Source organism: Flavobacterium sp. (genome assembly GCF_029242675.1).
Taxonomy (GTDB): Bacteria; Bacteroidota; Bacteroidia; order Flavobacteriales; family Flavobacteriaceae; genus Flavobacterium.
Genome location: NZ_JAQWTM010000293.1, coordinates 1 through 14,259, shown reverse-complemented (window position 1 = coordinate 14,259; position 14,259 = coordinate 1). Strand labels below are relative to the sequence as shown.

At 37.3% G+C, this 14,259-nt stretch carries 17 protein-coding genes and 1 tRNA gene; 13 read left to right on the top strand and 5 right to left on the bottom strand.

The annotated features are described in order from the left end of the window. The 3 genes from asnS to P8M54_RS10620 all read left to right on the top strand — a co-directional run. On the top strand, positions 1 to 1,018 hold a 1,018-nt coding region (gene asnS, locus P8M54_RS10630), incomplete at its 5' end, for an asparagine--tRNA ligase (RefSeq protein WP_300287815.1). A gap of 240 nt (positions 1,019 to 1,258) precedes the next feature. Beyond that, positions 1,259 to 2,725 carry an RNA polymerase factor sigma-54 gene (rpoN, locus tag P8M54_RS10625; protein WP_300287814.1) on the top strand — a complete coding sequence of 489 codons (1,467 nt, stop codon included), beginning with the start codon at positions 1,259 to 1,261 and terminating at the stop codon, positions 2,723 to 2,725. A gap of 171 nt (positions 2,726 to 2,896) precedes the next feature. Continuing rightward, positions 2,897 to 3,205 carry a hypothetical protein gene (locus P8M54_RS10620; RefSeq protein ID WP_300287812.1) on the top strand — a complete coding sequence of 103 codons (309 nt, stop codon included), beginning with the start codon at positions 2,897 to 2,899 and terminating at the stop codon, positions 3,203 to 3,205. Positions 3,206 to 3,282: 77 nt separating this feature from the next. On the opposite strand, the gene P8M54_RS10615 is transcribed toward P8M54_RS10620, so the two are convergent. After that, positions 3,283 to 3,687, bottom strand: a complete 405-nt coding sequence (locus P8M54_RS10615; RefSeq protein ID WP_300287811.1) for a YMGG-like glycine zipper-containing protein — start codon at positions 3,685 to 3,687, stop codon at positions 3,283 to 3,285. 210 nt (positions 3,688 to 3,897) lie between these two features. Continuing rightward, positions 3,898 to 4,500 (bottom strand): thymidine kinase, encoded by a 603-nt coding sequence (locus tag P8M54_RS10610; protein WP_300287810.1) that lies wholly within the window; start codon positions 4,498 to 4,500, stop codon positions 3,898 to 3,900. A gap of 239 nt (positions 4,501 to 4,739) precedes the next feature. Here P8M54_RS10610 and P8M54_RS10605 point away from each other — a divergent pair, with 239 nt between their 5' ends. From P8M54_RS10605 to P8M54_RS10575, 7 genes are all read left to right on the top strand, one after another. Next, entirely contained in the window at positions 4,740 to 5,789 is a 1,050-nt protein-coding gene (locus P8M54_RS10605; protein ID WP_300287809.1) for a hypothetical protein, read from the top strand. Positions 5,790 to 5,848: 59 nt separating this feature from the next. Continuing rightward, positions 5,849 to 6,565: a 16S rRNA (cytidine(1402)-2'-O)-methyltransferase gene (gene rsmI, locus P8M54_RS10600; protein ID WP_300287808.1), complete on the top strand. Its 717-nt coding sequence runs from the start codon at positions 5,849 to 5,851 to the stop codon at positions 6,563 to 6,565. A gap of 3 nt (positions 6,566 to 6,568) precedes the next feature. Beyond that, a complete protein-coding gene (locus tag P8M54_RS10595) occupies positions 6,569 to 7,621 on the top strand; it encodes an NAD(P)/FAD-dependent oxidoreductase (protein ID WP_300287806.1) in 1,053 nt (350 codons plus the stop codon). An 11-nt stretch (positions 7,622 to 7,632) separates the two neighbouring features. Beyond that, a complete protein-coding gene (locus tag P8M54_RS10590) occupies positions 7,633 to 7,977 on the top strand; it encodes a HopJ type III effector protein (protein WP_300287805.1) in 345 nt (114 codons plus the stop codon). A 27-nt stretch (positions 7,978 to 8,004) separates the two neighbouring features. After that, positions 8,005 to 9,693, top strand: coding sequence for a single-stranded-DNA-specific exonuclease RecJ (gene recJ / locus P8M54_RS10585; protein ID WP_300287804.1), 1,689 nt, complete (start codon positions 8,005 to 8,007; stop codon positions 9,691 to 9,693). Further along, complete coding sequence (locus P8M54_RS10580; protein WP_300287803.1) at positions 9,693 to 10,976, top strand: MFS transporter; 1,284 nt, start codon at positions 9,693 to 9,695, stop codon at positions 10,974 to 10,976. Before recJ ends, P8M54_RS10580 begins: the two co-directional genes overlap by 1 nt. Positions 10,977 to 11,040: 64 nt before the next feature. Next, positions 11,041 to 11,397: a hypothetical protein gene (locus tag P8M54_RS10575; RefSeq protein ID WP_300287802.1), complete on the top strand. Its 357-nt coding sequence runs from the start codon at positions 11,041 to 11,043 to the stop codon at positions 11,395 to 11,397. 5 nt (positions 11,398 to 11,402) lie between these two features. Here the strand turns inward: P8M54_RS10575 and P8M54_RS10570 are convergent, their stop codons facing one another. The 3 genes from P8M54_RS10570 to P8M54_RS10560 form a co-directional block, all read right to left on the bottom strand. Further along, positions 11,403 to 12,158, bottom strand: a complete 756-nt coding sequence (locus P8M54_RS10570) for a UDP-2,3-diacylglucosamine diphosphatase (RefSeq protein WP_300287801.1) — start codon at positions 12,156 to 12,158, stop codon at positions 11,403 to 11,405. Positions 12,159 to 12,180: 22 nt separating this feature from the next. Continuing rightward, the gene (locus P8M54_RS10565) at positions 12,181 to 12,633 is read right to left on the bottom strand and encodes a 6-carboxytetrahydropterin synthase (protein ID WP_300287799.1); all 453 of its coding nucleotides are present in this window, start codon (positions 12,631 to 12,633) and stop codon (positions 12,181 to 12,183) included. 164 nt (positions 12,634 to 12,797) lie between these two features. After that, entirely contained in the window at positions 12,798 to 13,568 is a 771-nt protein-coding gene (locus P8M54_RS10560) for an enoyl-CoA hydratase/isomerase family protein (RefSeq protein WP_300287798.1), read from the bottom strand. 101 nt (positions 13,569 to 13,669) lie between these two features. Between P8M54_RS10560 and P8M54_RS10555 the strand changes: the two genes are divergently transcribed. The 3 genes from P8M54_RS10555 to P8M54_RS10545 form a co-directional block, all read left to right on the top strand. After that, positions 13,670 to 13,743, top strand: a tRNA-Ala gene (locus P8M54_RS10555). A gap of 42 nt (positions 13,744 to 13,785) precedes the next feature. Next, positions 13,786 to 13,917 (top strand): GIY-YIG nuclease family protein, encoded by a 132-nt coding sequence (locus P8M54_RS10550; protein WP_300287797.1) that lies wholly within the window; start codon positions 13,786 to 13,788, stop codon positions 13,915 to 13,917. 216 nt (positions 13,918 to 14,133) lie between these two features. After that, a partial coding sequence (locus P8M54_RS10545) for a GIY-YIG nuclease family protein (protein ID WP_300287816.1) occupies positions 14,134 to 14,259 on the top strand: 126 nt, incomplete at its 3' end.

Below are 14,259 nucleotides of genomic sequence, written 5' to 3'. Positions count from 1 at the left end.
TGCTATACATAATTACTTTAATAGTAATGGGTATATAAATATTCATACTCCAGTAATTACCGGAGCAGATGCTGAGGGTGCTGGTGAAATGTTTAAGGTTACGGCTTTACCATTTGACGGAACACCGAGAAAAGAAGACGGAAAAGTTGATTATAGAGAAGATTTCTTTGGTAAGGAGACGAATTTAACGGTTTCAGGACAACTAGAAGGAGAGACTTTTGCGATGGCTTTAGGTCAGATATATACGTTTGGACCTACGTTTAGAGCTGAGAATTCCAATACTTCTCGCCACTTGGCAGAATTCTGGATGATTGAGCCAGAGGTTGCTTTTAATGATTTGAATGACAATATGGATCTGGCTGAAGATTTTATTCAGTACGTGATTAAATATACGCTTGACAAATGTCCTGAGGATTTAAAATTCTTAGAAGGAAGATTGCTTGACGAAGAAAAATCAAAACCACAAGCGGAAAGAAGCGAAATGGCTTTGCTTGACAAATTAAATTTTGTTTTAGACAACAACTTTAAACGTGTTTCATACACGGAGGCAATCGACATTTTGAGAGAGTGTACACCAAATAAAAAGAAAAAATTCAACTACATTATTAACGAATGGGGCGCTGACTTACAATCAGAACACGAGCGTTACTTGGTAGAAAAACACTTTAAATGTCCGGTGATCTTGTTTGATTACCCTGCAAATATCAAGGCATTTTATATGCGTTTGAACGAAGACGGAAAAACAGTTCGTGCCATGGATATCCTTTTCCCAGGAATTGGAGAAATTGTAGGAGGCTCTCAAAGAGAGGAACGTTTTGATGTTCTAGTTGAAAAAATGAAAGCCTTAGGAATTGACGAAGAAGAATTATGGTGGTATCTTGATACACGACGATTCGGTAGCGCAGTTCACTCTGGTTTTGGACTAGGATTTGAAAGACTGGTACTGTTTGTAACAGGAATGACAAACATACGTGACGTAATTCCTTTCCCTAGAACACCTATGAATGCGGAGTTTTAGGAAAAGTTTTTAAGATGCAAAGTCACAAAGTTTCTGAGTTTCTGAGTCTAATGAAAGATTCAAAGTTTCTAAGACGCTAAGTTACTAAGGCTTTACGTTTTAGAAATTTGCTTTAAGTTGTTAAAAACACGAGCAACTTTAAACCTAACCTTTTTAAACAAATTTTCTAGTTAATAAATATAAATCGTCAATAAACGTTACTTAGTCGCTTTGAAACTAAGTAACTCAGCAACTTTTTCTATGCTAAAGCAATTCTTAAATTTAAAATTATCACAGAAATTATCTCCACAGCAAATCCAGCTGATGAAGTTAATTCAATTGCCTACGCAAGCTTTTGAGCAACGTTTGTTGGAAGAAATGAACGAAAATCCGGCTCTTGAAGCTGGAAAAGAAGAGGACGAATACGAAAAAGATGAGTTTGAAAATGATGACTATGACGACTACGATGATGCAGAAGCGGATCGCATGGAGTCAGACGACATTAATATCGATGAGTATTTAAACAGTGACGATACTCCTGATTATAAAACCCAAACCAATAATTACAGTGATGATGATGAGGAACGAGAGTCACCATTGGCTTCACCAATTAGTTTTCATCAGGATTTAATTAATCAATTGAATACTTTTATCCTTGATGACGGAGAGCGCGATATAGCCGAATTTCTTGTGGGTAGTATTGATGATATGGGTTACATCCGTCGCAGTATTCCTGACATTGTAGATGATATGGCTTTTACACAGGCCATTTATACCGACGAAGAAACTGTAGAACGAATTTTGCATGTTATTCATGAACTAGAACCGTCAGGTGTGGGTGCTCGCGATTTACAGGAGTGCTTAATGCTACAACTAAAACACAAGACGCCAACCGAATCCGTTGACTTAGCTACCGACATCATCGAAAATCAATTTGATGCTTTTACCAAAAAGCATTATGATAAATTGATTCAAAAGTATGGCGTTTCTAATGAGCAATTAAAGAAAGCGATTCACGAAATAGAAAAACTGAATCCCAAACCAGGTGGTGCTTTTACTGGAAACAATAAAGTAACTGAAAACGTAGTTCCTGATTTTGCTATTCGAATAGTTGAAGGGGAATTAGAACTTACCTTAAACGGGCGCAATGCACCAAGCTTGCACGTATCAAAAGACTACCAAGAAATGATGCAAACATACAAGGCATCATCAGACAAATCAGGTGCTCAAAAGGATGCAGTACAATTTATTAAGCAAAAACTAGATTCGGCTAAGTGGTTTATCGATGCCATTCGTCAGCGACAAGAGACTTTATTTGTCACTATGAATTCTATCATGCATTATCAAGAAGAATATTTTTTAGAGGGTGATGAAACCAAGCTGAAACCAATGATCTTAAAAGATATCGCTGATATAGTTGGTCTAGATATTTCGACCGTTTCTCGTGTTGCCAACAGCAAGTATGTAGAAACACCTTACGGCACCAAGTTGATCAAAGAATTTTTCTCTGAAGCCATGAAAAACGACCAAGGAGAAGATGTATCCACTTTAGAAATCAAAAAAATATTGCAAAATATAATTGAAGAAGAGGACAAGAAAAAACCACTTCCTGACGATCAACTAGCTGATTTACTCAAAGAAAAAGGCTATCCAATAGCAAGAAGAACCATCGCTAAATACAGAGAGCAACTCGATATTCCCGTGGCTAGAATGAGAAAGAAAATATAAGATTAGTTCGAATATTCACAGAACCATTAAAAGTTTAAGAAAAAGTAAGGTCAAACTTAACCCACTTAAATTTTTAATGTTTTTTTATGGACGTGAAAGAAAAATCTGTACCTTTAGTTGTAGGCAGCAGTGCCTATCTAAAGTGTACTGATTGATATTAAACAATTTACTATGAAACTACTTTTCTCTTTTCTGCTCGTTCCAATCCTTTGTGGTTGTGCAACCAATAAAAATACTATTGACAAGAAATCTTGGGAGACCGTAAATCTTGATGCTTATTCGGCTGGAGCAAATGAGAAAAGTGTAATCCGATCGATGCTGAATTCAGATACTTACAAGCAAACAATCGTTGAACTAGACAAAGTAAAATACAAACTGGCCCAATTCAATTCTATTACCGATACGCTAAAAGGTAAGTATGATTTGCAAATTGAAAAAAAAGAGAATTCCCAAACGATAAAAATTATTCGCTTACAATAGCGTAGCAAATACTTACCATAAAAAAAGGCTGTTTCAAATTAATGAAACAGCCTTTACTTTTTATAAAAAGGATTTATTTAGTTCTTTTTCCCATCGATAATCGCTCCTGTACCTGCACCTACGCCTGCACCAGCTAATCCACCAATGATTGCTCCAGTTCCTTTTTTCTTGCTTATGATAGCTCCCGTTGCAGCACCCACTCCAGCACCAATCACGGCACCTTTAGCAGTACTACTCCATTTTTTTCTAGCAGGTGCCGGAGCAGCCTGATTCACAACAATTACTTCTTTTGAGCTTGCTGCTTGCACTTCTTGTTGCTTAGCTAACTCTATTTTCATAGAATCAATTGTTTTTTGTTTCACCATCTCCATTTTCATCGAGTCGATAACAACTTGTTTATCATCAATAACTCCTGCTTGATCAGCCTTTTTTTGACAAGAAACGATTGTCAAAGATGCTAGTAACACATAAATATATTTCATCTCCTTTAATTTTAAATTAATTATATAGCAAATATACGTTGGAGCGCCTTTTTTAGTTTTATGAAATTTTCGCTATTTTTTATAGAATTACGATTTCCCATTAAAAAGCAACTAGGTACTCCCTTGAATTAAAAACTTAGACTTTGTTTACCATGTAGTTAACCGGTTCATAAAATCAATTTCTAGATACGCGTTAAACCTGAGAAAACATTAGTCTATATTCTTATCGTCTTGGTTTTTTTTCATGGCATGAAAGTAAGCTGCCCGGCTTAAAGGCTCATATTCTTCCGTTTCTCCTAGCATAACTAGTTTATCGCTGTCGGTTTTTCTAAAACTATAATTAGCTAGATTTCCAGTACGCGTGCATACCGCATGAACCTTAGTAACATATTCAGCCGTTGCCATAAGCGCCGGCATGGGACCAAAAGGATTTCCTTTAAAATCCATGTCTAATCCTGCCACAATCACACGGATGCCTTGATTGGCTAGGTCATTACATATTTTAACTATTTCATCATCAAAAAACTGAGCCTCATCAATTCCTACTACATCGCAACCTTGAGCAAGTATAGCGATATTTGCCGCTGCTGGAACGGGCGTAGATCTAATTTCGTTTGAATCATGTGATACGACCATTTCATCATCGTATCGGGTATCAATGGCCGGTTTAAAGATTTCCACTTTTTGTTTAGCAAATTGTGCCCGCTTTAAACGGCGAATCAGCTCCTCTGTTTTTCCCGAAAACATAGAGCCGCAGATAACTTCGATCCAACCAAATTGTTCTTTGTGATTTACTGTATTTTCGAGAAACATTTTGTATTTTTCTAACTTAAAAAATGAATAGTTTTTATTACTTTGTACTGTAATAAATCAGAGTATAGTTTTATACTTTTTATATGGTCTCAAAAGTAGAAAAATTTTATCAATTGAAAGATTTAGGAACATTTATTTCAATTTAAATATTGTCTCCTTTCCTACTCAGACCTTATTTGAAAAATAAATAGGACACGAACACAAGAAACACATACGCCACACTTACGATATCAACTGTTATGAAAAAAAGATTAGAAGCCGACTTGGTTAGCATCGCACATAGAATTTTACAACTTAAGAATAAGTCTGACATCAATGTTCTTTATGCTGAAACGCAAAAGTTATATGAAAAACTGGCTGTTCTAAAATTTGTTGAAGAACAATACGGTACAACAAAACCAACAATTTCACTGACTGAAATTGAAAAGGACATTGAAGCGTTCTACGACAAAGAAGAATCTCTTCCTGTTGAAACGGTAATCGAAATGACAGAAGAAATTCCTGCTCCAGCAAAAGAAGAGCCTTCAAATGCAATTGAAGAAACTATTGAAATTCCGGTAGCAGAAACTACAGCAGAATTTTCAACAGATGAAAAAATTGAAGTCCCTGCGGTAGATAAAGACCCCGAATTAGGTAAATTTGAAGCAGACATTAGAGAAGAAAGCGTAGCTGTTATCGAAGAAGAGCATGAAGAGGAAGTAACAGCAGATAACGAAGATGCAGAAGAAGAAATTGCGACTTTATTGGAAGAAGAAAAAAGTACTACAGAGTTTGAACCTGCTTTTACAGCTGCTTTTGAACTTACCGAGGAAGAAACAGAAGAAGAAGAAATTGAGGCTCCTAAGCCAGCTGCGGTACAAATTTCCTTCGCTGATTTACTTGGTGGTAATTATAACGAGCCGCAATTTGTAAAAGTTGATGATGTTGCGCCTTTACCAGTAGAAACCATTTTTGAACCGGTAATCAACGAACCTATTGCAATAGACCGAACCGTTACCGAAGTAGAGAAACCGGCAAGCCCTACTCCTCCCAAAATTGTTTCTCTAAATGATAAATTATCAAAAGGACTTGATATCGACCTGAACGATCGCATTGCTTTTGTAAAACATCTTTTTGGCAACAATGACGAAGACTACAATAGAGTTTTAAACCAACTTATCACTTTTGATAATTTCTACGAAACCAAGAACTTCATTGACGAAATGGTGAAACCTGACTACAATAATTGGGAAGGAAAAGAGAATTATGAAGAGCGATTTATGGATATTATCGAGAAGAAGTTTTTGTAAAACAACCACTAGAAATTGCTTTTTGACTCTTTCTAACACCTAATATACTGTTGTAAAACATGTCAAAATTATATATTGTTCCCACACCCATAGGCAATCTCGAGGATATGACTTTCAGAGCCATTCGGATTCTAAAAGAAGTAGATTTGATTCTGGCCGAAGACACGCGCACCAGCGGCAAACTCTTGAAGCATTTTGATATTGGGACACATATGCACAGTCACCACATGCATAACGAGCACAAAGCCGTTGAAAATTTAATTTCAAGGTTAAAAGCAGGAGAAACGATTGCTTTAATTTCAGATGCAGGAACTCCTGCTATTTCTGATCCTGGTTTTCTATTAACTAGAGCCTGCGTCGAAAACGGAATCACAGTCGAATGTTTACCTGGCGCAACCGCTTTTGTTCCCGCTTTAGTCAACAGCGGATTACCAAATGACAAATTTATATTCGAAGGTTTTCTTCCAGAAAAAAAAGGACGTCAAACGCGCTATTTAGAACTTGCCGAAGAAACACGAACAATGATTCTTTATGTTTCTCCACATAAACTAGTAAAAACATTGGCAGAGTTCATTACCTATTTTGGTGAAGACCGTCAAATTTGTGTTTCAAGAGAATTATCAAAACTTCATGAAGAAAACCGAAGAGGCACAGCAAAAGAAGTGCTAGCGCATTTTGAAAAAACAGCACCTAGAGGAGAAATAGTAGTGGTTGTAGCTGGAAAAACAATAGTTAAAGAAGCTAAGAAAAGTAAATTCCAAAAAGAGGAAGAATAAAAAATGAACGATCAAAAGGTTATTATAATTGGCGCTGGACTATCTGGTTTAATGCTTGCCTATTTGTTAAATCAAAAAGGAATTCAAGCCTTCGTTCTGGAAGCCAATGATCGCATTGGCGGCCGAATCAACACAATAACTGGAACAAGCGGTGTAACTATAGAAATGGGAGCGACTTGGTTTAGCAAGCAACATCCTACCTTGCTTTCATTGCTAGACAAACTAGAAATACCTTATTTCAAGCAACATACTAAAGGGATTTCGCTTTTTGAAACGATGTCTTTCGTACCGCCACAGAAATTTGAAATTCCAGATTCTGAAGAACCTTCGTATAGAATTCAAGGTGGAACGCAAACCCTCATTAACAAATTAGTTACCGAAATTGGTATTGAAACTATTCGAACCAACTCTAAAGTAACGGCGATCAAAGAACTCGGCAATCAGCTAGAAGTAACTGATTCCAACGGAAAACAATTTCTTGCTGATAAAGTGGTAGCAACTTTACCACCTCATCTACTAATCAAAACAGTTGAGTTTGAACCTACTTTAGCAGATGACCTTGTAGAACTAGCTAAAAAAACTCATACTTGGATGGGCGAATCAATTAAGTTTGCTGTAGAATACGCCAGTCCGTTTTGGAGGGAGAAAAACTTTTCAGGCACCTTATTTAGTCACGCTAGCATTGCACAGGAAATGTACGATCATACCACGTTTGATGGTACGGGCTTTGCACTTAAAGGTTTTTTAAACGGTGGATCGCATACTTTAACCCTAGCAGCGCGTCAAGAAAAAGTGATTAAGCAACTAACTTCCTTATTTGGTCCGGAGGCCGAGAACTACCTAGCCTATCATGAAAAAGTATGGCGCGAGGCAGAACTCACTTTTTTGCCATACGAAGACTTGGTTATGGCGCATCAAAATAATGGTCATGCAGCTTACAAAAAACCATTATACAGCAATAAATTTTATTTTTCAGGGGCTGAAACGGCCTCAATAAACCCAGGTTATATGGATGGTGCCATCAATGCAGCAATCCACATTGCCTCTCAATTTTAAAAACTATCCCTATGAATATTGATTCTTTTTTAGAAAAATTAAATAAAACTCCTCAAGATATAACGTTCGCAGAAACCATTGTAGTAATTGAGGGTAATTACGACTTCTCTCCTACCGCTTTCGAGAACGGTTTGCTACACAATGCCGCAGGTGAAAACTCTGGTTCGTGCAAGATATTTGCTTTCGCAGAGTTACAAAAATTGTCTGAAGAGTCTACCTTGTCTTGCTTTGGAGCGTATTATCGCGAAGAGGTTTTAGGAGATCCAGAAGGAACAAACCATCAAAATATTCGTAATTTCATGAAATCCGGCTGGGACGGAATTGCGTTCTACGGTGAAGCACTGACTTCAAAATAATCAAAAGGTTACTTTACATTATCAATTATGCGCTGGACAATCAAACCGAAACCTTCCGAAGACAAGATCAAACATTTGGCGCAAGCCTTACAAGTTGAAGATTTTGTGGCGCAACTGTTGGTGCAGCGCGGTATCGAAACTTTTGAGGATGCCAAACTGTTTTTTCGACCTTCACTAGAGCACTTACATGATCCGTACTTGATGAAAGACATGGACAAAGCAGTGGCTAGAATCGAACAAGCGATTGAAAATCAGGAACGCATATTGGTTTTTGGCGATTATGATGTAGACGGAACCACCGCGGTTTCTCTTGTCTCCTCTTACTTAAAAACGTACTATCCTGAAGTGGCGACCTATATTCCGGATCGCTATGATGAAGGCTATGGTGTTTCCTTTAAAGGTATTGATTTTGCTGATGACAATGGTTTTACATTGATCATAGCGCTAGATTGCGGCATCAAATCAATCGATCATGTCGCTTACGCAAAAGAGCGAAACATCGACTTTATTATTTGTGATCACCATAGACCAGGCAACACACTGCCTGATGCAGTCGCTATTTTAGACCCGAAAAGAGACGATTGCACTTATCCGTATGATGAATTGTGCGGTTGCGGAATCGGTTTTAAACTGATTCAAGCTTTAGGTTCAAATAGACAGCAGACTATCGATGATTTAGTTCCTTACTTAGATTTAGTCGCAGCGGCAATTGCAGCAGATATTGTTCCTATGACGGGCGAAAACCGAGTATTAGCTTATTTTGGACTACAAGTTATCAATGAAAATCCTAGACCCGGAATCAAAGCTTTAGTGTATCAAGTCAAAAAGCAAACCCTAGATATTACCGATGTTGTCTTTATCATTGCTCCCAGAATTAATGCTGCAGGACGCATCAAACATGGTAACCATGCAGTGGAACTTTTAACCGAATTTAATTTCGAGCAAGCCCAACAATTTGCATCTGAAATTGAGCAATACAACTCCGATCGTAAAGATCTAGACAAACAAATTACTAAAGAAGCCTTCAATCAAATAGAAGAGAATAATGAACAAGACCGCTTTACCTCTGTCGTTTTCCAAGAGAATTGGCACAAAGGCGTTATTGGAATTGTTGCTTCAAGACTGATAGAAACGTATTATCGCCCTACTTTAGTTTTTACCCAAAGTGGTGACAAATATGCCGCATCGGCACGATCTGTAAAAGGATTTGATGTGTATAATGCACTTGAAGCTTGCTCGGAACATTTAGAACAATTTGGCGGGCATATGTATGCTGCGGGCATGACGATAAAACCCGAAAACTATCCAGCTTTTAAAGAAGCGTTCGAAAAGCAAGTACAAGATACTATTCCAGAGAATTTACGTGTTCCAGAAATAGAAATCGATGCTGAAATTAACTTTACCGATATCACCCCAAAACTCATTCGGCTTTTGAAACAGTTCGAGCCTTTTGGGCCACTAAACATGACACCTGTTTTTTTAACCAAGAATATAACAGATACCGGATATGCTAAAACTTTGGGTGCTGACGACGAACATTTAAAATTATTCGTCAAACAAAATAACTCAGAAGGCATCACGGCTATCGGTTTTGGATTAGGAGACAAAATAGGATTAACAAAAAACCACCAACCTTTTCAGGCAGTATATTGCATTGACGAAAACGAGTGGAAAGGAACAACAACAGTACAATTACGACTAAAAAATATCAAATAATGAGCAAAGATATCACGAAGAAAAAAGATCCCTATGCTGCCTTACGCTATAGAGAATTCAATATTTTTTTAATCCTTCGTTTTGCCATGGTTTTCGCTTGGTCGATGCAATTTATTGTAATCGAATGGCAAGTGTATAGTATCACTAAAGATCCTCTCTCACTAGGGATTATTGGTCTAATGGAGGTAATTCCGGCAGTTTCCCTAGCCTTATTTGCGGGTCATATTGTAGATCAAAAAGAAAAAAAGGGCTTGCTTATCAAATGCATTTTAGCCTTCTCCGTAATCAGTTTTGGGTTGTTTTTATTGACTTGGCCATCCGTAGTTAGTTCATATGCTACTCAAACTTTATTATATGCGATTTACTTTTTGGTTTTTCTAGGCGGATTGGTACGTGCTTTTTTAGGGCCTACCATATTTTCGCTTTTATCATTATTGGTTCCCAAAAAAGTATATCCTAATGCCGCCACCTGGAGTAGTTCGGTTTGGCAAATTGCTTCGGTAGTTGGGCCAGCAGTAGCCGGTTTTTCAATCACATTAATAGGAGTGCATTGGTCGATGTGTACCGTATTTGCTTGTTCCATATTTGCCTTGATCGCTTTATCACAAATCGAAAAGAAGCCTATTTTAAATCCTAAAATTGGCGAACCGGTGATGCAAAGTTTAACGGAAGGAATCAAATTCGTATTCAATAACAAAACCGTTTTAGGAGCGATCACCTTAGATATGGTTGCTGTATTATTTGGTGGAGCCGTAGCTTTGTTACCCGTTTTTTCGCAAGATATTTTAAAAGTGGGTTCAGAAGGATTTGGTTTTTTACGAGCAGCACCCGCCATTGGTTCTTTCTTGACGATGCTAATTACAGCTTACGTGCCCTTGAGTAAAAATGCCGGAATGAAACTGTTAACTGCCATTTTCGGTTTTGGTGTTTGTATCATTGTTTTTGGACTGTCAACTATTTTTTGGGTTTCTCTAGCAGCTTTGTTCTTGAGTGGCGTTTTTGATGGTATATCCGTTGTGATTCGCCAAACGATTTTGCAGTTAAAAACTCCTGATCACATGCGCGGTCGTGTAGCTTCAGTAAATTCAATGTTTGTGGGTTCGTCTAACGAATTGGGCGCCTTTGAAAGTGGTTTAACCGCTAAGCTCATGGGAACAGTGACGGCAGTTGTTTTTGGAGGAAGTATGACTTTACTAATAGTGGCTACTACTGCAATCCTCTCTCCTACTTTTAGAAAACTAGATTTACAAAAAGATATTGATGACCACGAAAACCAAGAGTAATTAGTGTTTTTTTTATTTAGAATAATTATAAATAATACATATATTTTCTAAAAACTGTTAGCAGATGAAAGCCGTAAAACCAATTTACCACAACGAGTCAGGTACCTCTTTCTTTTGGAAAAAGGAGAATGATATTGTTACCGATAAAGTCCAATTGATTTTTAGAGAGACCGGATTTTACTTTAGTCGACCGGAACTAAAACAGTTCAAGAATTGCATCGATGAAAGTTATCGTTCTAATCACTCCTGTGACAATTGTGATTTGAAAAATAGTTGCCATAAGTTTTTATTACGCACACCATGTTCCCAAATTGATCTTGCTGTCACAATGAATGAGTTAACAGCCGTAAAAGATTTAGTAGAAGGCACGCTATTCAACATCTCCATGATAGACTATTTGCACGGAGAAGGGATGAATTAGAAACCCTATTCGTATTTTTTTATTTCAAAAGTATCGCCATCAAAAACAGCATAAGTAAAATAAGTAATCCAATCTCCTAGATTCACATATTCGGCATTTTCCCCTACGCTTACTTTCATAGGTAAATGACGGTGACCAAAAATGAGGTAATTATAATGTTTCGTTTCTAACTTTCGTTTCGAATATAGAATCAGCCATTCTTTATCTTCTCCTAGAAAGGTAACATCTTCGTCACCAGAAATAAGTTTGTTTTTGACTGATAAATATTGCGCTAACCGAACGCCAATGTCAGGGTGCATCCATCTAAAAAGCCATTTGAAAAAAGGATTCGTAAACACTTTTTTCATGCGTTTGTATCCTTTGTCGCCGGGTCCTTTGCCATCTCCATGCCCGATCAAAAAAGTTTTATTGCCAAAGGTGAACTCTTTGTTATCATGAAATACAGGAATATTCAATTCTTTTTGAAAGTAATCCTCCATCCATAAATCATGGTTGTCCACAAAAAAGTAAATTGGAATTCCGCTATCCCGAATCTCGGCTAATTTACCCAATACACGAACAAAGCCTTTAGGAACTACTGTTTTGTATTCGAACCAAAAATCAAATAAATCACCTAATAAAAAAATAGCTTCAGCATTTTGTTTTACTTCGTCAAGCCAAGCGACAAACTTTTGTTCTCTTGGAAAACTAAGTTCAGGCGTAGGCGCGCCAAAATGTTGGTCTGAGGCGAAATATACTTTTTTATTGTTGGCTAATTGCATTTAGTCAGGAGTTGGTATAGAGTTACAAATTATCGCTTGCAAACCATTCTGCAAATGAAGATTCTGTTTCTTGTAGTTTTAAGGAAAATAAGGCGATATCTGCCGGTAATCTACTTTTAATTTTTTCAGCAAAATCAATCACCATATTTTCACTTGTAGGTTGGTAATCTACCAAAATAACGTGATGACCGCGATTTTTGAGTTCGTGTGCCAACTCTACATGCGGAGTAGTTTGGTTAAAAACGGTAGCATGATCAAATTCATCTACGATTTCCTCTTTTACAATTTTTTTCAAATCGGTAAAATCGATTACCATCCCAAACTTAACATTCGTACGATCCGTAATGGGCTTACCAATAACCGTTACTGACAATTTGTAGCTGTGACCATGTACATTTTTACATTTCCCATCATAGCCGTAAAGGGCGTGACCGGTTTCGAAACTAAATTGTTTTGTGATTCTGATATTGCTCATTGTAATGTTATTTTGGCTGCAAATTTAGTAAATTGAGTCGAGAAATGAAGTAGAAATAGCGTGAATGGAATTCGGATCGTTTTTAGCCCCGGTAGTAGCGGCATCTCCCGCCTTTTTTAGGCGGGAATACAGCGGATGACGGGAAAGAGCTCCAAGAAAAAAGATTATTTCTTTTTGAACTGCTCTAAGGCATTTTTGGCATAATCAGACAACACTAATTTCCCCGTAATGGCCGCTCTTTCTAGCAACAGTGTTTCCCAGTGCTGGGTTCCTTCCCAAATAATTTTTTTCATTTCTAGAAGTGAATCAGGATTGTAGGTAGCCAATCGCTTGGTGAAATGAGCTAGTTCGATGTCAAGTTCAGTGGTGTTTTCAAGGACTTTAGCATAGAGTCCGTTTTCATACGCCCAAGTTGCTGTTTTCCATTCGTGCGCTTCTAAAGTCATGGTGCTCATGGCCACTTTACCAATTTTACGGCTAACGGCGGGCTCAATAACAAAGGGGCCGATACCAATTGCTAGTTCAGACAGTTTAATACTCGCGTCAACTGTTGCAAAAGCATAGTCGCAAGCAGAAGCAATTCCCACACCACCACCTACAGCTTTACCATGAATGCGACCAACGATTAACTTGGTACAACGGCGCATGGCGTTGATAAGGTGTGCAAAACCCGAAAAGAATTCGGTTCCTTCCTCTAAATTAGAAACAGCTAAAAGTTCGTCAAAAGAAGCACCAGCACAAAAGGCTCCTGTTCCTTCACTTTTAAGAATGATGATCGAAACTTGGTCATTATTGCTCAATTTATCGAGTTCATTAGTTACCGCATTTAATAATTGACGGGGAAAAGAATTACTTGCGGGATGGCCAAATTGTAGTGTTGCAATTTTATTTTCGATAGTAGTGGTTAGGGTTCCTTGGATGGTTTCTTGTGACATTATGCTATTTTTTAGGTAAAGTTAAAAATATAAAATGAAACCGATTCTTTTTTTAAAAATTGTTATTTGGAATACTAATTATATTATATTTGCGCTAATACGGGGGATTAGCTCATTTGGCTAGAGTACTTGCCTGGCAGGCAAGGGGTGACCGGTTCGAATCCGGTATTCTCCACGAAACCAAGTCATAAGGCTTGGTTTTTTTTATTTTAGAGCTATGTTCCACACTTATATTATTTTTTCTAAAACTTTAGACAAATACTACACTGGTTCGTGTGAAAGCATTGAAAACAGGCTAAATGATCATTTAAATAGTAGAAGTAAATATACTAAAGCCGCCAAAGATTAGATACTTGTATATTTTGAAACTTTTGATTCTAGGTCCTTAGCTATACAAAGAGAAATGGAAATCAAAAAAAAGAAAAGTAGAAAATATATCGAATTTTTAATATCCCTGAACTCAATTAACTAGAGTGTCCCGAAAGCGTTCGGGAGGGTGACCGGTTCGAATCCGGTATTCTCCACAAAACCACGTCATAAGGCTTGGTTTTTTTATTTTAGAGCTATGTTCTACACTTATATTATTTTTTCTAAAACTTTAGACAAATACTACACTGGTTCGTGTGAAAGCATTGAAAACAGGCTAAATGATCATTTAAATAGTAGAAGTAAATATACTAAAGCCGCCAAA